The organism is Chryseotalea sp. (assembly GCF_057350905.1).
The window spans coordinates 56212-78137 of sequence record NZ_JBMRCF010000011.1; the positions used below are offsets into that span (position 1 = coordinate 56212).

The window sequence follows — 21926 nt, forward strand, 5'->3', positions numbered from 1 at the left end:
CACGAGAATTAGTTGAGCCACGAGCATCGTGGCTCAACTAGCTTCCCACAACTACTTTCGCGAAACGAATTACTTTTTCGTTCAACGTATAACCTTTCTCAACAACATCAACCACTTTACCTTTTAATTCTTCTGATGGTGCCGGAATTTGTGTGATGGCTTCCTGTGTATCGGCATTGAAATCATCTCCTGCTTTTAAATCCAACACCTTGGCACCAGATTGCTCCAGTATTTTTTTATACTTATTAAAAATCAACAGAAAGCCTTCTGCTTCTTTTGTGTTCAAATCCCTGAAAGCTTTCTCAGCTCTCTCGAAATCATCCATCACCGGAAGCAGATTTTTCAGTAGCCCTTCGTTGGCCGACTGAATCATGTCTATTTTTTCTTTGGCCGTGCGTCTGCGGAAATTTTCGAATTCAGAATATAAGCGCAAATATTTGTCTTTAGCTTCTGCCAGTTCGTCCTGCAGTTTTTTCAATTCATCCACCTGGCTCGCTTCGGCAACCGGGCTTTCAGCTGTTGTTGCCTCATTTTTCTCAACTTCCTTCTCGATATCGTTCGTATTTTCCATGTCCATAGATCAATCAAAGCGCAAATGTCAACAATTCTGCCAAATACCTATAAATGACACATTGACATAGTCTGTCCATCAATTTGAAATTTAAAATTTGAGATTTGAAATTGAATGTCGAATTAATGGAGATTTCTCCAGATCATGTCTTTTAATTCAGTGATGCCCTGCTGGGTAGCCGCTGAAATAAATACTGAGGGGATGTCTGTTGGAACTTCGCGCTTCATTTCACTTAGCAGCTCTTCATCGAGCATGTCTGATTTTGAAATGGCCAGGAGCCTTTTTTTATCCAGTAGTTCCGGATTATATTTTTTCAACTCATTGAGCAGAATTTCATATTCTTTTTTGATGTCTTTGGCATCAGCAGGAATCATGAATAGTAAAACTGAATTGCGTTCGATATGTCTTAAGAAACGAATACCCAGGCCTTTGCCTTCCGCTGCCCCTTCAATGATTCCGGGAATATCAGCCATGACAAAGGACTTATCATCGCGGTAAGCGACAACACCAAGATTAGGTGTTAGTGTGGTAAAGGCATAGTCGGCAATTTTAGGTTTGGCTGCAGAAACCACAGACAATAGTGTTGATTTACCTGCATTCGGAAAGCCGACTAAACCCACATCTGCCAGTAGTTTTAATTCCAGTATAATCCACTCCTCAATACTTGGTTCACCTGGTTGCGCATATTCCGGAGCGCGGTTGGTTGAAGTTGCAAAAAAGGCATTCCCTTTACCACCTCTTCCTCCGGGGGTTAATATAACTTCCTGTCCATCTTCTGTGATTTCGCAAACAATTTCACCTGTGTCTGCTTTTCTGGCCACTGTACCCAATGGTACTTCTAAAATTTCGTCTTTACCAGAAGCACCTGTACAATCCTGCATACCTCCCCGTTCACCTGACTCGGCTATAATATGCTTACGGTATTTCAGGTGAAGTAAGGTCCAAACGTTTGAAGAACCTTTTAAAATGACATGCCCGCCTCTTCCGCCATCGCCACCATCGGGGCCACCGTTTTGTAAATGTTTTTCGCGGTTAAAATGCAAATAACCAGCACCACCTGCCCCTGAGCGTGAGCAGAATTTTACGTAGTCGATAAAGTTGGGTGCGGCCATCTAGTGATTTAAAATTTGAAATTTAAGATTTAAGATTTGAAGTTGAACAGAATCTAAACACTAGCTACTGCGTTGTACTGAAGATTCCTCAAACATACTCCCGTCTGACTCATCTGTTAACTTTACAAAGTTATGAAAATTGATAATTGTTAAGTCAAGTCTAAATTTCAAATTCAAAATTTTGAATTTGAAATATTGATTTTGAAATTACTTGTTAATGACCTTACAAATACTGTTGAAGATTTCATCAATATCGCCAATACCATTTACAGTAACTAAACGGTTTTGGTTTTTATAATAAGGAAGTACGTGTACTGTTTTATTGAAGTACTCATCAATACGTTTATTGAGTTTTTCTTCTTCATCGTCCGCACGGTTGTCTACCAATTTGCGCTTAGCAATACGTGTGCGTACTTCTTGTTCTGTTACATCAAGTGCCACCACGTGATGGATAGCAGTATTGTTTTCTTTCATGAAACGATCCAGGGCTTCCGCTTGTGCAACGGTTCTCGGAAAACCATCAAACAAAAATCCTTTTGCATTTGGATTTTTATCAAGCTCTTCTTTCAGCATGGAGATGGTGATTTCATCTGGAACCAAGGCACCACTGTTCATAATTTCTTTAACACGCTTCCCTAAGGCCGTATCATTTTTTGTATGCCAGCGAAACAAATCGCCTGTAGAGATGTGCACAAAGCCATATTGCTGGATTAGCTTCTCGCTCTGTGTTCCTTTACCTGCCCCGGGAGGGCCGAAGATTACCATGTTGATCATGCCTGGAATATGTTAAAGGGATGCAATGTAAGGATCAATTTGAAAAATAGCCAATGTAAAAAAGCTGATCTTAGTTGGTTGATTGATAGATCTGCTTGGTATTACGACCAAAACCATCGTAATCAAGGCCATATCCCAATACAAATTCTTCATCAATATCAAAGCCTACGTACTTTACATCGATGTTTTTTTCTCGTGCAGGCTTCTTTCTTAACAAGGCCACCACCTCTACTGATTTGGTGCCGAGTCCACGTAATTCTTCCACAATTTTTTGCAGTGTTAGCCCTGTATCAACAATGTCTTCAACAATCAAAATATGCTGATTGAATAAACTTTCCTCCAAACCCAGGAGCGTTTTTAGTTGACCAGTGCTCTGAGTACCACTATAGGAACTTACCTTTACAAAGGAAACTCTGCAAGGAATACTAAGCTCTTTTACCAGGTCGGAGGCAAAAATAAAGGAGCCATTCAGTATAGGTAATATCAGAGGTGCTTTGTCCTGATAATCTTCGTTTACTTTGGCTGCCAGGGCTTTAACCTTCTGCTCAACAGTTTGTGCTGATATAAATTCTCTGAATTCTAAGTCTTTTACCTTCATCGCAATTTCAGAAATGAGGGCGCAAATATAGCAGAAAATAGATACTCGAGGCTCGAAGCCAGAAGCTCGAGACTAAAGTTGTTGCATTAAAACTGAATACAAGGCAATCATACTGGCAATATCATCTTTATGTACTCTTTCATGTGGTGTGTGGGGATGTTGTTCAGGTGCACCCACAAAACACCAATCGAAAGGGTAAGGTGATACCTGCAACTCCCGGCCATCACTGGAGCCCACACCTTCCACTTCTAACTGATGCGCGACTTTATTTTTTAGCGCCAGGGTGATAATCTTGTTGATAAAACTCTTCCTTGGAATATTTCTATCGCGCATAGAAATGGCTACTCCTTTTCCTAAGGCTACACCATCGGTTGCCCAGGTAATATCTGAAACCAAGGCCTGTTTTACTTTCCATTTTTCATAGATGAATTTAGCAAGATAGGGTACCGATCCACCTCCATGCTCTTCCCAGCAGCTGAAGACGATCACACCATCTTTTAGTGTTTCCGCTACTTTCAGTGCGTTGTAAACACCCAAACGGTTATCAAGGTAAGGTGTTTGAATGGTGGTGGCTGTTTCTTTAAAATCAATTTTATAAGTAAGCGAAGTACCACGGTCGATCGCTCTGCCAAAATTGTACAAGGCATGCTGTTCGTGATCAAACATCAGCTCGCATTCAATCTTGCCTAGGCTGTCTTCACCCACCAGTTTGGTTCCTGCCTCTGCATCGGGACTGCCAATAGGGAGGAGTTGGTTAAAGTAGCGCACTGTAAAGCCAATGCTGTCCATGTGTGCAAAAATAGCGGTGCGTGGCTTGCCAAATTTTAATATGATACAATCCTGAAAATCATCTCCATGAAAAATCTGAGGCTTTACTTTCCAATTTTTCTTTTCCCTTTTAATATAATTCAGTAAAAAGTTGGTCATCGCTGCTTCTTCACCCGAGGGCGCCTGTATTTGACACAATTGTTTCAGTAAAGAGAAGTCTTGATTGGTCTTCTTTTTATTTTTTGGGTTCTTCGCTGTCATTCGGCAACTTTATCCTAAATTTTGGAGAGAAAAAAATTCTTCATGCTTTTTAACTTAGGTTCTGCTAATTCTATTGCTAATCACTTCCTCCGCGCTTTGCGTGACCCTACCTTACAAAAGGACAGGGCCAGGTTTCGGAAAAATGTAGAGAGACTGGGGGAGATCATGGCTTACGAGATTTCAAAGGCGCTTCATTACGAACCAGGATTGGTACAAACCCCTTTAGGCAAGACTTCTTCTCACTTTTTGAAAGAAAAACCAGTATTGATTACTGTTTTAAGGGCAGGGCTACCCTATTTTAACGGCTTCCAGAATTATTTTGAAGATAGCGATTGCGGTTTTATCGGAGCTTACCGCAAAGAAGAAGATGAGATTACTGTACAACTTGATTACCTTGCCACGCCCGGTCTTGAAGGTCGTATTGTTATTCTGATTGATCCTATGCTGGCAACTGGCAAATCGTTTGTAAGAAGTGTGGATGCCTTGCTTAAACATGGAAAACCTTCGCACATACATATTGCTTCTTTAGTAGCCTCTCCCCAGGGCATACAATTTGTAGCAGATCATTTAAAAGTAAATTATTCGATTTGGACTTTTGCCCAAGACGAGACACTTAACCAACAATCATACATTGTGCCTGGCCTCGGTGATGCCGGAGATCTTTGCTTCGGGGAAAAATTATAAGATTATGTGGGAAGAAATTCTGAAGGCTTTTACGGGCGTATACCTGCCCAGTATGTTGAAATTTTTTTTCGGGCCGGTGAGTGGTTATGCTTTGAAACTGAATTTATTCACCACAATTATTGCCACAGTTGCCGGCATGATGACCGTTGTAACCGCCTTTGCTTTTGCCGGTGACTGGATCCGCATTAACATTATCAATCGCATATCTCCGAATCGAAAAAGATTTTCAGATCGTAACAAGCGTTTTGTTACCATTTGGAGGAAGTATGGTATTGCAGGCACTGCATTCTTAACACCCTTAATTCTTACCCCTATTGGAGGCTCCATTCTTGCCATCAGTTTTGGTAGCCCAAAAGATAAACTGCTTTTGTACATGTTTATCAGTGCTTGTTTTTGGTCGACCGTTTTTACTGTAGGCGTTTATTACTTTTTTGATCTGATAAAGGACTGGTTGATGTAAAAGATTGGTTGTTAGTTGATCTTTAATCGTTGGTGGACTACAGTGCTAACTACCTTCGTCAGGTAAAATTTCTATGTCACGAATTAGTACGCGTTTGGCAATAGCTTGTCCTGTTTTTGTAGCCGCTAAACCACCCAGTGCTGTTTCTTTATAACGCGTTTCCATGCTGGCGCCAATTTCACCCATGGCTTCTATTACTTCATCCACTGGAATAACACTGCTCACATTCGCCAAACCAATTTGCGCAGAACTGTTGGCAATGGCTGCAGCACTCGCATTGCGCACTACACAAGGTATTTCTACCAGGCCCGCCACAGGGTCGCATACAAGGCCTAACATGCATTGCACTGTAATGGCCACCGCGTTAAAGATCTGGTCTGTATTGCCCCCGAGACAATAAACTATTGCTCCCGAACCCATGGCTGCTGCAGTACCTGTTTCTGCCTGACAACCACCCACGGCACCAGCTATGGATGCTTTTTGTTCCATGATTAAAGCAATACCTGCTGCCAACAACATGGCCTCTAAAATTTTCTGATCATCTACATGGTGAATTTCCTGCAGCGTTACCAGCACACCGGGCATAATACCACTGGCTCCGGCTGTAGGCGCAGCCACAACCCTACCCATACAAGAATTAACCTCCTTGGCAGCGAGTGCCCGCGAAATCAAATTTTGGAATTCTTTTGAAAGCACAGGGGTTGGATAATTGTACACTTTTTTTGCTCCGTTGTTAATCATACCCGAGCGTGAAGTCATTTCCTCAGTAAGACCAGTGTGCACTGCATCCTTCATTACCGCCCAGGCTCGGGCAAGCCCTTCCATAATCTGTTCTTTATTTCTTCCCTTCTGGTCGCGTTCATATTCCAGCACTACTTCATGTAAGGAAAGTTTTTTTTCTTCCGCGTACTTTTTCCAGTCTGCAAATGATTCAAATAAGAATGACATGGCTTTAGCTGATTTATAGTTCAAAGTTCAACGATCGCTTACTCATTTCAAACGTTTGAAAGCACTTTATTAGTTCATTTCTCCTTTTATCAAAAAAATAAAGTCAATCAGAAATTTCTGCCTACTTTTCGACCATGCGCGTGTTTCTGTTCTTTTTAGTCTTTTTTGCTGGCGAATCAGTTTATGCCCAAACGGAAAACTTCTGGCATACCCTGGCGCAAGTGAGTTTTAAGAACTCCAAGGATCAGCATGGTTATGATGTGGAACTCCCCATCTTTAGTAAATATCTTAAAAGCTTTAATGGTAAGAAGGTAAGCATTAAAGGTTATGTTATTCCTTTAGATGAAGTGGGCGGATCAGGAAAATTCATGCTGTCGTCTTTACCTTTTAATCTCTGTTATTTCTGTGGCGCTGCCGGACCAGAAACCGTAGTAGAAGTTGAAACCACCGAGAAGGTGAAGTTCAGCACAAAACAAATTGTAATGGAGGGAATTATTGTTTTAAATGAAACGGATCCCGATCATCATATTTATATTTTAAAAAACGCCAAACTCATCAATAATTAGACATGAAAAAAATCTACATTCTGGTACTCGTTTTCACTTACACCTTTGCAGCGCAAGCACAAAATACTGACGAAGCCACCATCAAAAAAATTTATGATGAAGCGCTTGCCAGAGGACAATCCTATGAAATGCTTCGCGAGTTAACCACAAAAGCACCTGCACGTTTAAGCGGCTCACCAAATGCTGCCGCTGCCGTAGAGTGGAGCAGACATACGATGAAAGCGCTTGGTTTTGATTCAGTGTGGCTGCAACCAGTAACGGTTCCACATTGGGTAAGAGGCAAGAAAGAAATTGCAAAAATACTTACTAAAAAAAGAGGTGCTGTTGATGTAAACATCCTGTCACTGGGTGGTTCTGTTGGGACAGGCTTACAAGGAATTACCGCCTCAATTGTGGAGGTAAAAGATTTTGAAGAGTTAAAGACACTTGGTGAAAAAGGTGTGAAGGGAAAGATTGTATTTTTTAACAGACCGATGGATCCAACGCTTATTCAGACTTTTGCTGCTTATGGTGGCGCAGTGAATCAACGCGGTGCAGGCCCGAGTGAGGCCGCGAAGTATGGGGCAGTGGCGGCTATTGTCCGCTCCATGGGGTCGAACCCTGAAGATTATGCACACACAGGCGGCTTGCGTTATGCACCTAATGTTGGCAAGATTCCAGGAGTGGCCATCAGCACAAACCACGCAGATGTATTAAGTCAATTGTTAAAAGAAGAAAAAGATCTACAAGTTTATATTGAAACCACTTGCGAAATTTTGCCAGATGCGCCTTCCTTTAATGTGATTGGTGAATTGCGCGGAACAGAAAGCCCTAATGAAATAATCGTTGTGAGCGGACACCTTGACTCATGGGATGTAGGGGAAGGCGCCCATGATGATGGCAGTGGCTGTGTACAAGCCATTGAAGTATTGCGCATTTTTAAAGCCATGGGATACAAGCCGAAGAAAACCATACGTGCGGTAATGTATATGAATGAAGAGAATGGATTGCGTGGTGGGATTGAATATGCCCGACAGGTTGAACTAAAAAAGAATACCAATGAAAAGCATGTGGCTGCGATGGAGAGTGACCGGGGTGGTTTTACCCCAAGAGGTTTTACTATGAGTGCTACCGAAGAGGTTGAAAATAAAGTAAAGAGCTGGAAGCCCTTATTAGAGCCTTATGGGTTAACCGATTTCAGTGGCAAAGGTGGTGGCGCTGATATCGGGCCTTTGGCACCACTAGGCGTTCCCTTGTTTGGTTATCTGCCTGACTCGCAACGTTACTTCGATTACCATCACACACAAGAAGATACCTTTGATAAAGTAAGCAAGCGTGAATTGGAATTGGGAGCAGCAGCTATGGCAGCGCTGACTTTCTTAATTGATGCTAAAGGACTTTAGTATCGTTGGTAGTTGTTGGTTGTTCGTTGTTGGTGATAATACAAATATCTAACAACCAACCACCATCAACGAATAACGACTTACTTATAGGTTACAAGGTCAAGGACCAATCTCCAGCCTTGGTCTTCTTCCTGTTTCCATACGTGCAGGTAGTTAGCTGCCTTTGTTTGGTTACTAGTAAGTTGCACTACCGCAGTACCATATACATAGCCTAAGTCTCCACTGGGCGCCAAGTGTTGCCCTGCTTTGGTAAATGTAATGGACAACTCTGCATTAATGTATTTGAGAATCGCTTCGTTATCCGTTATTGGTTCTTTGCCTGGTCTGTAAAGTCTTGCTTCACGCGACAACATTTTTTGATACACCGGTGACTTGGCAAAGGCAAGTGCTTCGATAAAATTTTGTTCAACTTTTTCAAGTTGCTTTATATCTTTCAATTCACCTGCAACTTTTTCAAAATCTATTTCTGAAGATTTCCAAGTGGCTGCCTGAAAAGTTTGCGGATGCTCTATGCCAATATCAATCAATAATTTCCACTTTCCATCTGCCTGCTTCTTCCAGAAGGAGACAAATTCGCCAAAGGCAACAGCCTTCTCATCCGTTTTGTTAATTCTATATTCCCATGGTCCTGTGTTGTAACCAAAATCACCAGATCGTGCCAGATCGGAAAATACAGGCTCCCACTTAAGCCAACCATTATTAGGTTGCTGGTTTTCGTATACACGTTTTGCAATAACAGGTCCTTCGCCAAAAACAATCGTTTCGTCTGTTAACTGAGCCAAAAAAGCATCGCGCGTATTTGTTTCCTTAGCAAGATTTATAAAACCCCACTCTGCCTGCACCAATTCCTTAAGTGCTGATTCATTTTGTGCATAAATGGAAATTGAAATAGGGAAAAGTAACAGAATCAGAATTGCTCTCACAGGACTCATACATATTAAAAAACACTTAGGAAATTTTTAAAATCTTTAGCTCAACTCTTCTGTTCTCCATCCGGTTCTCTTCACTCGTGTTGGCGAGTTTGGGAACACTTTCACCTAAGCCTATAGGTTGTAAGCTACCGGCTTTTGCTCCTTTGGAGGACAAGTAACGAAGTACAGTATAGGCTCTTCGTTCAGAAAGTCTGAGGTTATATTCATCAGCACCAACGTCATCGGTATGCGCAGCTATCTCAATGCTGATATTCGGATTCACTTTTAAAAAATCTACCACCCGATCAAGTTCTACATAAGACGAATTATCAAGTTCGGCTGAATTGGAAGCAAAAGTGATATTTTTCAATGTTAGTTGTGCTCCCACTTCTACAGGAATTACCTGCATGGCCAATTTATAACCGCCCATGCCGTCTGATTCACCCTCGCCTGCTACGATAGACACAGAAGAAAAGAAAAATCCTTTATCACTGCTGGTCACTACCTGATAGCGATCACCCTTTCTGAGTAAAACCGTCTCGCCTGCTTCTGCAATAATTACCTCATCGACATTGGCGTTATTATAGTAAATCGTTTTCTTTACTTTCTGCTTGGTAGTAATACTACTTACATCGGTTGTCATCTTAACTTTTTCATAACTCAGGTTCATCACTTGTTCCATGAGTGGCTTCGTTGTTCTCGAATTAAACTTCCAGGTTACTTTAGAGGATTCAGGGTATTTTTTACCAGTTGCCGTAATCACATAATCAAAAGGTGCTTTTAAGGTGAGTAGTACCTTACCCAGCGCTTTTCGAAGTGTATCTGCAAAAACTGACTCACCTTTACTGCTCAACACGCTTACATACGCATCTACACCCGCTTTTATATCGCTATCATAAACTGAAAGACTTAGTTGATACGTGTTTTGTAAATCAATGTTTCGTTTGAAGGTTGCAAACTTTTCCTGTTTCGTTAAATCAAAATCAATTACCTGGGCAAGGTAGTTTTCATTATAAAATTCAACTGTGTAAGCCTGACCACCATTCAACACCAAATTGTATTCACCATTCTGTGCGTTACTGAAAGATGAAAACTGTTCACCTGTATTCTTATTTTTTACAATTACCTCCGCGACTACTGGCTGCCCTGTTGATGCATCTTTTATTATACCATGCACTGTAACGTTAATGGACTGCCTGTACTCAATCGGAATACCAATAGAATAAATATCCTTTTGACTATAGAAATACATAACATCTCCTGAAGCTGCAATGCAAGGAGACTGGTCATTGTCTGTTGAGTTAATAAAATCTAATGGAACCGCTTCAGACCAGCTGCCATCTGCCTGCTTACGCGATTGGAATAAATCATACTTACCCTTTCCACCCGGACGCACCGAAGAGAAAATGAGCGTACGGTTGTCTGCCATTATTCTTGGATCTCTTTCACAACCACTGTTAATGGCTGCAGGCAGGGCCTGAGGTTCGCCCCAGGTATCATCTATGTTTTTAGTGGATGCGTAAATAGTAAAACAATTCTCTTTCGATTTTTTATCGTAAGGATTGTCGTTGTTCAGTCGTATAAAATAAAGTGTGTTTCCATCTGCAGCAATGGAAGGAAAACCTTCATACTCTTCATCTGTGTTAACGGGGCCTTCGAGCCGAATAGGCTCACCCCACTCTTTTTCATTAATTCTTTTTGAGTAGTAGATATCCTCGCTTTGTGAAACGCCTTCAATAAAAGCAGTGTAATACAAGGTATTACCATCATAGCTGATGCTAGGCCCAGCGAGGAATGCGCATTTTTCATTAATGGATTTAATGGGAGCAGGAGCACTCCAGTTGCCTGCACTATCTAATATGCTCTCCATTAATTCCCATCCCTTTTTTGCGTTTTGATCAGATTCAAATATTAAAGTGCGCCCATCTGCACTGATGGTTGGAGCAAACTCCATGTATTTGTCTGAACTGACAACAGGAATTACTTTCCGCTCCTGTATGGTTTGAGAAAATGTGTTCTGAGCAAAAAATAAAAGTGCAACAAGCAATAGCTTAGTTTTCATACATCAAAGATTAAATACCAACCATTACAAACCCTGCCCAATATTGGGGCATTTCGTATTTCTTTTTAATTAACAATTGTGCATTGCGAAAAGACTGAATCATGTCATTGCTTTGCATCCATTGTTTATAGAATTCTTCCATTAGCTCCTGCGTTGCGTTATCATCTACTTTCCACAAGCTCATAAGTAAATGATTTGCACCCGCCAGCATAATGGCTCTTTGTAATCCGTATACTCCTTCTCCATTGCGGATTTCTCCCTGCCCGGTTTCGCAAGCCGACAAAATTACGATGTCGGTCTTATCCAGCGGTAAGGTCATGGCTTCATATGCTGTGAGTATACCATCTTCTGCAGCAATAGTTGTAGTGGAAGACTTACCTGCGCCTGTCAGTATTAAGCCTGAGCGCAATAAAGGATTACTTGAGGCATTTGCGGGATCGCCCGTAAACATTACCTCTTCGCCCTGTTCTCCGTCAGCTACAAAGAAGCCGTGTGTGGCAATATGCAGAACACCTTCATGCTTAGTATTTTTAAGCTTTTCTTCTGTAGCCTCTTGCGCCAGTAATTGTTTTACATTCCATTGTTGTGATTTGAGCAATGTTGAAATTCTTTCCACCTCTGTTTTTGTACCCGGCAACGCCTGAAAATCCATTCCCACCATGGTGCGAAACTTAGACTCACCGCCTGAGTCATTCTTTGCATTGCCAAAATCAGGGGCGCCCAGTAAGGTAGCCTGCTTTGTTACAGCTTTCACTTCTCCTCTGCCACCCAGTTCCTTCAAATTACTAAGTAATGCAAAGGAATACTGATCAATTAAATACTGCTTTGTATCAGCATTATAAAGTGAAGCCATGTTCACCTTGTTATAAACTCCGTCAGCTGAGAAATAAACATTGGTTACTCCTGTTAATGTCTTTTCTATAGGCTGCCAGAACATTTTATATGAACGTGCATTCAATAAATTAAAACGAGTAGCATTTCTGTAATACTTAAATTCTTTATCCTCCATTTGGAGTCCATTGGCAAACAATACGAGTTTAGGTTCCTGCCATCCCGGTCTGATAACCAATGCTGCATATATTACCGAATCGTTTTTATAATTGAGGCGCAAACGTATCATTTCAATAGCAGCCTCATTTGGTTTAAGTTTAGTGTTTATTTGTTGCCAGGTATTTATCTCATTGACTGACGCATTTGAAAATAAAGAAGACCTGCTACCCATTTGTTTCTCCAATTCATTTGCCCGTAGTTGTAGATTTTCGATCAATGGCTTATTAAGATTTCTTGCCTCTAAATTTTGCGTATACCATTTGCCGAGCGCTTCTTTTGTTTGTAGCCACTCAGTAAATTGTTGTTTCAGTACCTGATCATCTCCAGTCAATATTTGTTGCCTTATTTTGGTTGATGAATTAAGTAACAAAGCTTTAGTAGCCAATCGGAAATTGAGCAGATCGGAAAGTAGTGCTGCGCTTGGTTGTTGCTGATCCAATACAAAATCCAGATAAGCATGAATCACTTCACTGATTTTATTATAATAGGCAGTCTTCTCTTTCTCACTTAACGCTGGGAATAATTCTTTTATCTGATTAATGTAAAACTTAGACACATGATTATATAGGGGCAATGCGAGCTCATTCTTTTGCTGCCGTTGATACAAAACAGCGATGTTGTATTCATTAAAAACATAATCAGGGTGCTCCTTGCCCAAAATACGTTCGCGAATAGACAGGGCTGTTTGAAGATTTTGCAATGCCCTGTCCATAAGACCAAGCTCCATCTGTACCACACCGAGGTTTGCTGCCTTTGTCGCATACGACAACGATTCTTTACCCAGTGATTTGGCATCTATGGCTAAAGCCTTGACATATAAATCTGCTGCTTTCTGGCTGGCGCCAGTTCGTTGATAAACCGTAGCCAGGTTTTGTAGTGAGAGTGCATAGTCTGGATCATTTTCTCCCAAACGACTGCCATCTTCTCTTACAACCTGCTCTAACAAAGTCTGCGCCTGATCAAATCGCAAAGTTTGTTGGTAGATGGTGGCCAGGTTTTGAAAAACGGTCACACGAAATTCTTCGTCAAGCGATTTATCTGCCAGCAACTCTTCACATAATTTTTCTGCCGCTTCATAATTGCCAATTGTAGTGAAGTAGGTGGCCAGCGAGTTGTTAATCTGGTGCAATAAATCAATATCACTTGCTGTCTTGCTGTGCTGCACTGCCAATCGGTACGCTTGCTCTGCTTCTCGGTACTGTCCAAGTAATTGATAGAGTCGTGCCTTTTGAAATTCAACTTCGCCAGAAAACCTAATTGACTCTTTCGGAATTTGAATGGCCTTTAATGTGTTCAAGGCATCATTCCACAAACCCGCTCTTCTTTGAATTTCAGCTAACTGAATCTGGCATGCAGCTGTTACATTGTTGGCAGGTGTCTGTATCAGACTTTTTAAATAAAGCATGGCATCTTGCGCACGACCATTTTGCTGAAGGGCTTCACTGTACAAAATGTTGGTTGAGATCAGGTCTCTCTCTTGCAGATTTTTGGCAGTTGTTAGTGGGAGAATTAACCCTTGCGCCAGGGAAGGTTGATGTGCATTCAGTAATTGTTTTGCTGAATTGAGTAAGAGACCCGGTGGTGGCAAACTTGTAACTTGCTTTAAACTATTAATTACGCTTGCATAGGATTTGTTCGCCTCTGCCGTTTGTTGTGTTTGGAGCAAGTAATCTGCTGCTGCGAGCATCGCGATACTATACTCTGCATCTTTTGCACTAAATAATTTCAGGTTTAATGTTTTCAGCTTTTCGAGATCCAGCTTAGCCTCCTCAAATTTATTTTTTTCAAGCGCATACCTTGCCGCATTTAAATAAATGGAGAAAGTGAGTTTATCCTCCAGACTGCCATCCGTCACCGCTTTCTTTGCCAAGGTGTAATTTTCAAATGCTTTGGTTGCATCACCCTTTTGTTGAAAGTCAATGGCTAGTTTCAAATGCGCTTGCGCTAATACCCTGGCATCCTGAGAACCATCCGATACTACCGTTGCCATTGCATTGGTGTTGTTGCCAGCCACCATTAACTGATTAAGGTTTGTTTTTGCCTGCTGATAGCGAGGATCATCTTTTAGATCATTTTGTTCCAGTGTGGATAAAACCTTCTTATATTTCTGTTCAGCTGCTTGTGTTGCACCACTTGCTCTGTCAAGGTCGGCCGAAGAAATCAGTACTGTGATTAAATCATCACCACCTTCCGGCATTTTTTCCAATAGGGCCGTAGCTTGATTAAAATAGGTTTGTGCTTTCACAAAATCTTTTTTAGACGCATTGATTTGTCCTACCAACGAAAGCAGCACTGCAAATTCATAACTTGCTGCACCGTACACAGTCCCTACTGTTTTTAGTACAAGATCACTTTTGGCATAAGCCTCATCTGTTTTACTAGCAGTAAAAAGAAACGAGAGTTGTTTCTGCAAGGCGCCTGCATAATTTTTACTTTGTGCACCCTCTAATTGCAAAAAAGCAACAACCTCTTCTTCAGCATAATTTAATGCGTCATTGGTATTATTTAATGCTGAATAATTTGCGGTGATTAATTGAAGTGTATAGGCAGTGCTTTTAGCATCCTTCCCTTTTATCAGGGAATATGCGCTAACGGATGTGTTGAGGGAGCTTTGATAATCCTCATTATTATAGGCCTGAAGAGCTGAATTGTACATTGACTGCCAGTCCTGCGCTAAAACCGTGTTTGCGCAAGTCAAAAAACAGAAAACATAAAGCATGTAGAGATACCTCATAGTGATTAAAGCGTTGAGAATCCTCATCAGATTCGTTAATCATCTAAGTTCGGCAATAAAAAATACGGATGCAATACCTGATTTGCAGTAGCAACTTTTCCTGAGTAAGGTATTACTCAATTTCGCCCAAAAATTCAGCGCTGGTCAGTACGTAAATCATCTGACCGGGATTTTTATCATTCAAAAAAAGCTTGCCTTTAAACTCTACAGGCTTCTCTGTGTAATTCACCTGATTCACTGAGAAAATTTCGACTACCGTTTCAGGCCCTCCACCGCCACAAAAAAAACAAACATTGATGGGCAGTGACGATAACATAAAATGATTTGATTTTAACAGACCTCCTTCAAAGGGCACCAGGTAGCCGGGCAAGGTAACTTCTTTACCATTTAATGCTTTTACCGCATCATTAAAAACCGGCTTATCCAAACCTTCAAAATCTTCGGCATTGGGTATAAACTGAATATTGTAGAGTTTAGGCCACACTAAAGAAGGAAAACCCTGATAAATGGCCTGCTTCCTTGGCTGCGCATAGCCTACCGTTGAAATTAATACACTCAGAAAAAAGAACAAGAGCCATCTCCTGAAAGGAAATGGCTCTGCTGTATTTGTAATTATATTGATCATGTTATGCTTCTGCGTTGGCATACTCTTCAATAGGCAAACAGCTGCACACCAGGTTTCTGTCTCCGTAAGCATTGTCTACGCGGCTCACACTTGGCCAGAACTTCATGTCTTTTACAAACGCAAGCGGGTAGGCTGCCTTTTGTCTGCTATAAGGTCTTGTCCACTCATCGGCTGTAATCACTGCTGCTGTATGAGGTGCATGCTTCAATACGTTTTCGTCTTTATCATATTTGCCCTCTTCGATTTCACGAATTTCATTTCTGATTTCGATCAAGGCATCAACGAAGCGATCCAGCTCTTCTTTAGGCTCGCTCTCTGTTGGCTCTATCATTAAAGTACCCGCTACCGGGAAAGATACCGTTGGCGCATGGAATCCATAATCCATCAAACGCTTGGCAATATCTTCTACTTCTACACCAGCTTTTTTGAAGTCGCGGCAGTCCACAATCATTTCGTGTGCTGCACGACCGTTCGTACCGGTGTACAAAATTTTATAGTGCCCATTCAAACGCTCCTTAATATAGTTAGCATTTAATATTGCATACTTCGTTGCATTGGTTAGACCATCTCCACCCATCATGGCAATGTAGGCATATGATATCGTGAGAATGCTGGCACTACCCCATGGTGCTGCAGACACTGCACTGATGGCTTGTGAACCACCTGTCTTCACCACTGCATGACCTGGTAAGAAATCTTTTAGTTTATCGTTACAGCAGATCGGCCCCATGCCAGGTCCACCTCCACCATGAGGAATACAGAATGTCTTATGAAGATTCAGGTGACAAACATCAGCACCGATGTTGGCAGGTGACGTTAAGCCTACCTGCGCATTCATGTTGGCACCATCCATATAAACAAGACCACCATACTGATGAATGATCTCGCATATTTCTGTAATCGCTTCTTCGAATACCCCGTGTGTTGATGGATAGGTTACCATCAAACATGACAGACGATCTTTGTATTGTTCTGCCTTTGCTTTTAAATCAGCTACATCTACTTTACCTTCTTCATCTGATTTTGTTACCACTACTTCCATACCAGCCATTACTGCACTGGCAGGGTTGGTACCGTGTGCTGATGAAGGTATCAAGGCAATATTTCTATGGTGATCACCACGGTTTTGGTGATAGGCACGAATAACCATTAAGCCAGCATACTCACCTTGTGCACCACTGTTGGGCTGAAGAGATACTCCCGTAAAACCAGTGATTTCTTTCAACCATTCTTCAAGATTGCTGGTCAATTCTTTATAACCTAAGGTTTGATCTGCCGGAGCAAAAGGATGGATGTTTCCGAACTCAGGCCAGGTAACAGGTATCATTTCTGCCGTGGCGTTCAGCTTCATGGTACAAGAGCCCAATGAAATCATAGAATGCACCATCGACAAATCTTTGTTCTCCAGGCGCTTGATATAACGCAACATCTCATGCTCTGAATGATGTGAGGAGAACACTGGGTGCGTCATGAATGAAGAGGTTCGCACTAACGATGCAGGCCAGGCCAGTGTTCCTGTTGTATTTTTTGTGCTTACTGTTTTACCAGGAATTGTTGCAAAAATCTGAAGCAGGGTTTCCACATCGCTTTGCGATGTTGTTTCATCAATAGAAATACCTACAAAATTATCAGCATGGTAACGTAGGTTAACCTCATGCTTCACTGCTTCTTTTTCGATTGCTTTCTTATCTGTAACTGCAATTTTTAAAGTATCGAAATAATTTTCGTTCACTTGCTTGTAACCTAATGCTTCAACACCTACGGCAAGATTTTTAGCCAAACCATGAACACGGCCTGCTATTTTCTTTAAGCCTTCTGGTCCGTGGTAAACACCATACATGCCTGCCATTACTGACAACAATACTTGTGCTGTACAAATATTTGATGTGGCCTTCTCTCTGCGAATATGTTGTTCGCGTGTTTGCAAGGCCATACGATAACCCGGATTACCCGATGCATCAATTGATGCACCGATAATACGGCCTGGCATCTGACGCTTGAAATCATCTTTAGTAGCAAAGTAGGCAGCATGCGGACCACCAAAGCCCATCGGTACACCAAAACGCTGTGTTGAACCTACTACTACATCTGCACCCATTTCGCCCGGTGATTTCATCAACACTAAACTCAGGATGTCAGCAGCCATTACCACAAATACATCTTTCTCATGTGCAGCAGCATTAAATGCCGTATAGTCGTGAATGGCGCCATCGCTGTCAGGGTTTTGCACAAACACAGCAAACAAATTGGCATCCGTAATATCAAGTTTTTTGATATCACCTACCACAAGCTCAACACCAATAGGTGCTGAACGTGTTTTTAATAAATCAATAGTTTGCGGAAAACCGTTTTGATCAACAAAAAATTTATGGGCATTTTTCTTTGAGGCTTTGCGCGAAGCATACATCAAGTGCATGGCTTCAGCTGCAGCAGTTGCTTCATCTAATAACGAAGCGTTGGCGATTTGCATGCCTGTCAGATCAATAACCATAGTCTGGTAATTAATCAAGGCTTCTAAACGACCCTGAGCAATTTCTGCCTGATATGGTGTGTAGGCCGTATACCATCCCGGATTCTCCAAAATATTGCGAAGAATAACTCCAGGTGTAATCGTATTATAATACCCCGTTCCGATGTATGATTTGAAGACCTTGTTTTTAGAAGCAAGTTTTTTAAAGCTTTTCAAGAATTCAAATTCCGATTGTGCCGCTGGTAAAGCTAAAGGCTTCTTCAGCCTGATGTTAGCAGGCACGGTTTGAGCAATCAGTTCGTCTACAGAAGCTGCCTTCACAACTTTCAGCATTTCAGCTGTTTGTCTGGCATCCGGGCCAATGTGGCGCCCTTCAAATTTTTCGGAATACGTTGAATCTATTTTCATTTTGTTAGGTAGTTCTTAAGTTATCCACTTTCACCACCCTCTAGGGGTTAGTAAAAGTGCCGCAAAGGTAATTTCTAAAACCTTAATCTGTTAGGAGAGTTCATACGATTTAAGTCATAATTTTAAAAGATTTTGCCAGTCGTATAAAAAACGATTGATCCACCCAAAAAAATGTAAAACCTGAGCATCTTTGAACTTTAACCGATTAGTAAACATGAAAAGAACCTATCTGTTGGGACTTGGCCTGATTTTAAGCCTTGGCTTAAAGGCCCAAGACCCCGTTGCGCAAAAATATGGTGCGCTAATTACCGCCTCTGACCTTAAGGAAAACCTCAGCATTCTGGCTTCAGATGCCATGGAAGGTCGCGAAACAGGCAAAAGAGGCCAAAAAATGGCAGCAGCCTTCATCAGTGCGCACTTTGAAGAACTCGGACTTGTGGCACCTGTAAATGGTGGCTACCAGCAAGCGGTAGAGTTATACACAACCGGAGCACCTAAAATTTCTGTAAAAAGTCAGGCTGGCGAACTCAAGGAATTTGAAGAGTATACTTATTACGGCTCTGGCGAATCTAAAGGTACTGAAACACTTGACCTCGTTTTTGTTGGCAAGGGTACTGATGAGGATTTAAAGGGTATAGATATTAAAGGCAAAGCAGTAGCTATTTTATTAGATGCTAATGCTTCTTTGCGTAGCAATACAACCATTACCAGTCTTCGCGAAAAAGGCGCGTCTTTGATTGTTGCCTTTTCAGATAATCAGGACGAATTCAATCAATTGTCGGGTATGCTAAAACGCTTCTCCAGCGGACGTTTAAGTGTATCTAACAAAGCATCTGCAAATCTGGGCATGTTTGTGGCATCGCCAGCTTCTGCAGAAAAGTTGTTGAAAACTTCTGCTGACAAATTGAAGAAGGCGATTGCTGATAAGAAGGTGGCCAAAGTAAAACCCTCTACCCTCTCCTTCTCTATTGCCCAAACATTTACTCCTTTAAAGACCTCAAACGTTTTAGGTTTTTTAGAAGGAACCGATAAAAAAGATGAAATTGTTGTCATCACCTCTCATTACGATCACATTGGTATGTTACCTTCCGGTGATGGCGATCGCATCAACAACGGTGCAGATGATGATGGATCTGGTACTGTTGCCGTTATGCAATTAGCAAAAGCTTTTACACAAGCCAAGAAAGATGGCAAAGGCCCTCGCAGAAGCATTCTATTTATGACTGTAACGGGGGAAGAAAAAGGTTTATTGGGTTCTGATTATTACACCAAGAATCCAATTTATCCTTTGGCCAACACTGTTGTAAACTTAAACATTGATATGATCGGCCGTACTGATCCGCAACACAAAGACAAAACACCTTATGTGTATATGATTGGTTCCGATCGTCTTTCTACTGAGTTACATAATTTGAGCGAAAGTACTAACAACACCTACACGAAGTTAGCTTTCGATTACACATACAATGCAGAAGACCATCCGGATAGAATTTACTACCGCAGTGACCATTGGAACTTTGCTAAAAACAATATTCCAATCATTTTCTATTTTGATGGTATCCACGAAGACTACCACAAACCAAGTGATGAAGTAGATAAAATTGAATTTGATTTATTGAAGCAGCGTGCTGAATTGGTTTTCTACACTGCCTGGGAAATTGCCAATCGCGATAATCGATTAACGGTTGATAAGAAGTAATCAAATATTCAATATGATAACAAAAACAGGCTGCCAATGGCAGCCTGTTTTGCTTTAATCTGCTAATTGGTTTTTAATCCAACAGAATGACATAAATCACAATCATTAAGAAGTTACTTAATCGATTATCACATAAAAATTCTTTGGGCACAAAAAAACTATTTTCGGACCTGGCATTATCTAATTACTTCCTTGCTAATCTTGCTGCTAGTCTCAAAATTTAAAATTGCTAAATCATTCTATCAAGTCATGGCCTGACCTTTGCCTATTCTGATTACTCAGAAACATAAAAATATGAAGGGGTTATTCACTATTCGGCAAGTTGCCATTACTTTCCTCCTGATTCTCATGTCAAGTTGCGCTATAAATCCGGTAACAGGAAAGAAACAATTTGTAATGATGTCGGAAGGACAAGAAATCGCTATGGGCAAAGAATCAGATCCACAGGTGATGGCCTTCTTTGGATCGTATGATAATCCTGCACTACAAAAATTTATCAACGAAAAAGGTCAGGAGATGGTAAAGGTTTCGCACCGCTCAAAACTGGTCTATCAATTCAAAATTGTAGATTCTCCTGTTATAAATGCCTTCGCTACCCCTGGTGGCTATGTGTATTTTACTCGCGGCATTATGGCGCACTTCAATAACGAAGCTGAGTTTGCTGGTGTATTAGGTCACGAAATAGGGCACATCACGGCACGCCACTCCGTAATACAACAGAGAAATGCCATGTTGGGTCAACTCGGAATTATTGCCGGAGTGATACTGGTGCCTGAGCTTTCTCAATTTGTAGAACCCCTTTCTGCCGGAATGCAACTTGCCCTCATGAGCTTTGGAAGAGACGCGGAGAGGCAGTCGGATAAACTGGGTGTGGAATATTCTTCCCGTATTGGGTATGATGCTTCCGAAATGGCAGGCTTTTTTAAGACACTGGAGCGACAAGAAAAGGCAGGCGGTGGAGAGAAAATTCCTGAGTTCCTCTCTACACATCCTTCACCGGAGGAGCGTAACATCACCGTGGACAAACTGGCAGGACAATGGAAAACCAAACTAAAATTAACCAATCCGAAAGTTAACAGAGAAAACTATTTAAGGCTTATTGACGGATTAATTCTGGGTGAAGACCCTAGACAAGGATTTGTTGAGAATAATATATTTTATCATCCTGATCTCAAATTTCAATTTTCAATTCCCAACGGATGGAAACTACAAAATACACCACAGCAAGTACAAATGGCTCCCGATAACGGAGAAGCCTTACTGATGATGATGATTGCAGGTAAAGGCTCGCTGGAAGAAACTGCCAGTCAGTTATTGGAACAATATAAACTTACCCTGATCGAGTCAAAAAAAGAAAACATCAATGGGCTAAACGCTATATTGATGATTGCTGATCAAAAGCAAGAAGGTGGTACAATCCGCTTGCTCTCGTCACTCATTCAATATGATGGGAATATTTACAGTTTGATGGGAATTACTGAACTATCCAAATTCAATAGTTACCAAACTGTCTTTCTTTCCACCGTACAGAATTTTAAATCACTCACTAATTCAGAAAAACTAAATAGGAAGCCTGAAGTAATCCGGATAAAAGCAGTGCCTCAACAGATGACGGCACAAGCTGCCTTTCAGCATTTCAAGATGTCAGCAAGTCGATTTGAAGAATTGGCGGTATTAAACGGAATGCAGTTAAATGAACAACTGACTAAGGGCACGTTGATCAAAGTGGTTGAAAAATAGCGTCAAACCTTCTGCTGCACTTCAATTTTCGTGTGTTCTAAAACTTTATGTTAATGAGAATTGTAGGTGTCCTACATACTATTGTAGATTACAACTCGAGTGT

At 41.3% G+C, this 21926-nt stretch carries 17 protein-coding genes; 6 read left to right on the plus strand and 11 right to left on the minus strand.

Annotated elements, in window-relative coordinates:
* Positions 1 to 37 precede the first annotated feature (37 nt).
* The 5 genes from ACO1XM_RS14760 to ACO1XM_RS14780 all read right to left on the minus strand — a co-directional run bounded on the left by ACO1XM_RS14760 (position 38) and on the right by ACO1XM_RS14780 (position 4084).
* Positions 38 to 571 carry a nucleotide exchange factor GrpE gene (locus ACO1XM_RS14760; protein WP_486230325.1) on the minus strand — a complete coding sequence of 178 codons (534 nt, stop codon included), beginning with the start codon at positions 569 to 571 and terminating at the stop codon, positions 38 to 40.
* A 122-nt stretch (positions 572 to 693) separates the two neighbouring features.
* Positions 694 to 1683, minus strand: coding sequence for a GTPase ObgE (gene obgE / locus ACO1XM_RS14765; protein WP_486230327.1), 990 nt, complete (start codon positions 1681 to 1683; stop codon positions 694 to 696).
* Between the two features lie 207 nt (positions 1684 to 1890).
* Positions 1891 to 2457, minus strand: coding sequence for an adenylate kinase (locus ACO1XM_RS14770; protein ID WP_486230329.1), 567 nt, complete (start codon positions 2455 to 2457; stop codon positions 1891 to 1893).
* 70 nt (positions 2458 to 2527) lie between these two features.
* On the minus strand, positions 2528 to 3055 hold the full coding sequence (hpt, locus tag ACO1XM_RS14775) for a hypoxanthine phosphoribosyltransferase (protein WP_486230331.1): 528 nt from the start codon (positions 3053 to 3055) through the stop codon (positions 2528 to 2530).
* Positions 3056 to 3127: 72 nt separating this feature from the next.
* On the minus strand, positions 3128 to 4084 hold the full coding sequence (locus tag ACO1XM_RS14780) for a M20/M25/M40 family metallo-hydrolase (protein ID WP_486230333.1): 957 nt from the start codon (positions 4082 to 4084) through the stop codon (positions 3128 to 3130).
* A 42-nt stretch (positions 4085 to 4126) separates the two neighbouring features.
* Between ACO1XM_RS14780 and upp the strand changes: the two genes are divergently transcribed.
* Together upp and ACO1XM_RS14790 are read left to right on the plus strand one after the other, a co-directional pair.
* The gene (gene upp / locus ACO1XM_RS14785) at positions 4127 to 4768 is read left to right on the plus strand and encodes a uracil phosphoribosyltransferase (RefSeq protein ID WP_486230335.1); all 642 of its coding nucleotides are present in this window, start codon (positions 4127 to 4129) and stop codon (positions 4766 to 4768) included.
* Between the two features lie 4 nt (positions 4769 to 4772).
* Positions 4773 to 5228 carry a hypothetical protein gene (locus tag ACO1XM_RS14790; RefSeq protein WP_486230336.1) on the plus strand — a complete coding sequence of 152 codons (456 nt, stop codon included), beginning with the start codon at positions 4773 to 4775 and terminating at the stop codon, positions 5226 to 5228.
* A 45-nt stretch (positions 5229 to 5273) separates the two neighbouring features.
* Here ACO1XM_RS14790 and sdaAA read toward each other — a convergent pair whose 3' ends face one another.
* Positions 5274 to 6176, minus strand: a complete 903-nt coding sequence (sdaAA, locus tag ACO1XM_RS14795) for an L-serine ammonia-lyase, iron-sulfur-dependent, subunit alpha (RefSeq protein ID WP_486230339.1) — start codon at positions 6174 to 6176, stop codon at positions 5274 to 5276.
* A gap of 134 nt (positions 6177 to 6310) precedes the next feature.
* Here sdaAA and ACO1XM_RS14800 point away from each other — a divergent pair, with 134 nt between their 5' ends.
* Positions 6311 to 6742 (plus strand): hypothetical protein, encoded by a 432-nt coding sequence (locus ACO1XM_RS14800; RefSeq protein ID WP_486230341.1) that lies wholly within the window; start codon positions 6311 to 6313, stop codon positions 6740 to 6742.
* Between the two features lie 2 nt (positions 6743 to 6744).
* A complete protein-coding gene (locus ACO1XM_RS14805; protein ID WP_486230343.1) occupies positions 6745 to 8124 on the plus strand; it encodes a M28 family peptidase in 1380 nt (459 codons plus the stop codon).
* An 80-nt stretch (positions 8125 to 8204) separates the two neighbouring features.
* Here ACO1XM_RS14805 and ACO1XM_RS14810 read toward each other — a convergent pair whose 3' ends face one another.
* The 5 genes from ACO1XM_RS14810 to gcvP all read right to left on the minus strand — a co-directional run bounded on the left by ACO1XM_RS14810 (position 8205) and on the right by gcvP (position 18384).
* Entirely contained in the window at positions 8205 to 9056 is an 852-nt protein-coding gene (locus tag ACO1XM_RS14810) for a DUF4440 domain-containing protein (protein WP_486230345.1), read from the minus strand.
* 16 nt (positions 9057 to 9072) lie between these two features.
* Positions 9073 to 11097 carry an OmpA family protein gene (locus ACO1XM_RS14815; RefSeq protein ID WP_486230347.1) on the minus strand — a complete coding sequence of 675 codons (2025 nt, stop codon included), beginning with the start codon at positions 11095 to 11097 and terminating at the stop codon, positions 9073 to 9075.
* A gap of 10 nt (positions 11098 to 11107) precedes the next feature.
* Complete coding sequence (locus ACO1XM_RS14820; RefSeq protein WP_486230349.1) at positions 11108 to 14881, minus strand: CHAT domain-containing tetratricopeptide repeat protein; 3774 nt, start codon at positions 14879 to 14881, stop codon at positions 11108 to 11110.
* A 112-nt stretch (positions 14882 to 14993) separates the two neighbouring features.
* Positions 14994 to 15506 carry a hypothetical protein gene (locus ACO1XM_RS14825; RefSeq protein WP_486230351.1) on the minus strand — a complete coding sequence of 171 codons (513 nt, stop codon included), beginning with the start codon at positions 15504 to 15506 and terminating at the stop codon, positions 14994 to 14996.
* A gap of 1 nt (position 15507) precedes the next feature.
* Positions 15508 to 18384, minus strand: coding sequence for an aminomethyl-transferring glycine dehydrogenase (gene gcvP / locus ACO1XM_RS14830; protein ID WP_486230353.1), 2877 nt, complete (start codon positions 18382 to 18384; stop codon positions 15508 to 15510).
* 214 nt (positions 18385 to 18598) lie between these two features.
* Between gcvP and ACO1XM_RS14835 the strand changes: the two genes are divergently transcribed.
* The gene (locus tag ACO1XM_RS14835) at positions 18599 to 20083 is read left to right on the plus strand and encodes a M28 family peptidase (protein WP_486230355.1); all 1485 of its coding nucleotides are present in this window, start codon (positions 18599 to 18601) and stop codon (positions 20081 to 20083) included.
* Between the two features lie 294 nt (positions 20084 to 20377).
* Positions 20378 to 21823, plus strand: coding sequence for a M48 family metalloprotease (locus tag ACO1XM_RS14840; RefSeq protein WP_486230357.1), 1446 nt, complete (start codon positions 20378 to 20380; stop codon positions 21821 to 21823).
* Positions 21824 to 21926: the final 103 nt, after the last annotated feature.

Excerpts from the sequence above, each read along its gene's own strand:
- ACO1XM_RS14760 (WP_486230325.1), bottom strand. The coding sequence starts at position 571 with ATGGAAAATACGAACGATATCGAGAAGGAAGTTGAGAAAAATGAGGCA.
- obgE (WP_486230327.1), bottom strand. The coding sequence starts at position 1,683 with ATGGCCGCACCCAACTTTATCGACTACGTAAAATTCTGCTCACGCTCA.
- ACO1XM_RS14770 (WP_486230329.1), bottom strand. The coding sequence starts at position 2,457 with ATGATCAACATGGTAATCTTCGGCCCTCCCGGGGCAGGTAAAGGAACA.
- hpt (WP_486230331.1), bottom strand. The coding sequence starts at position 3,055 with ATGAAGGTAAAAGACTTAGAATTCAGAGAATTTATATCAGCACAAACT.
- ACO1XM_RS14780 (WP_486230333.1), bottom strand. The coding sequence starts at position 4,084 with ATGACAGCGAAGAACCCAAAAAATAAAAAGAAGACCAATCAAGACTTC.
- upp (WP_486230335.1), top strand. The coding sequence starts at position 4,127 with ATGCTTTTTAACTTAGGTTCTGCTAATTCTATTGCTAATCACTTCCTC.
- ACO1XM_RS14790 (WP_486230336.1), top strand. The coding sequence starts at position 4,773 with ATGTGGGAAGAAATTCTGAAGGCTTTTACGGGCGTATACCTGCCCAGT.
- sdaAA (WP_486230339.1), bottom strand. The coding sequence starts at position 6,176 with ATGTCATTCTTATTTGAATCATTTGCAGACTGGAAAAAGTACGCGGAA.
- ACO1XM_RS14800 (WP_486230341.1), top strand. The coding sequence starts at position 6,311 with ATGCGCGTGTTTCTGTTCTTTTTAGTCTTTTTTGCTGGCGAATCAGTT.
- ACO1XM_RS14805 (WP_486230343.1), top strand. The coding sequence starts at position 6,745 with ATGAAAAAAATCTACATTCTGGTACTCGTTTTCACTTACACCTTTGCA.
- ACO1XM_RS14810 (WP_486230345.1), bottom strand. The coding sequence starts at position 9,056 with ATGAGTCCTGTGAGAGCAATTCTGATTCTGTTACTTTTCCCTATTTCA.
- ACO1XM_RS14815 (WP_486230347.1), bottom strand. The coding sequence starts at position 11,097 with ATGAAAACTAAGCTATTGCTTGTTGCACTTTTATTTTTTGCTCAGAAC.
- ACO1XM_RS14820 (WP_486230349.1), bottom strand. The coding sequence starts at position 14,881 with ATGAGGTATCTCTACATGCTTTATGTTTTCTGTTTTTTGACTTGCGCA.
- ACO1XM_RS14825 (WP_486230351.1), bottom strand. The coding sequence starts at position 15,506 with ATGATCAATATAATTACAAATACAGCAGAGCCATTTCCTTTCAGGAGA.
- gcvP (WP_486230353.1), bottom strand. The coding sequence starts at position 18,384 with ATGAAAATAGATTCAACGTATTCCGAAAAATTTGAAGGGCGCCACATT.
- ACO1XM_RS14835 (WP_486230355.1), top strand. The coding sequence starts at position 18,599 with ATGAAAAGAACCTATCTGTTGGGACTTGGCCTGATTTTAAGCCTTGGC.
- ACO1XM_RS14840 (WP_486230357.1), top strand. The coding sequence starts at position 20,378 with ATGAAGGGGTTATTCACTATTCGGCAAGTTGCCATTACTTTCCTCCTG.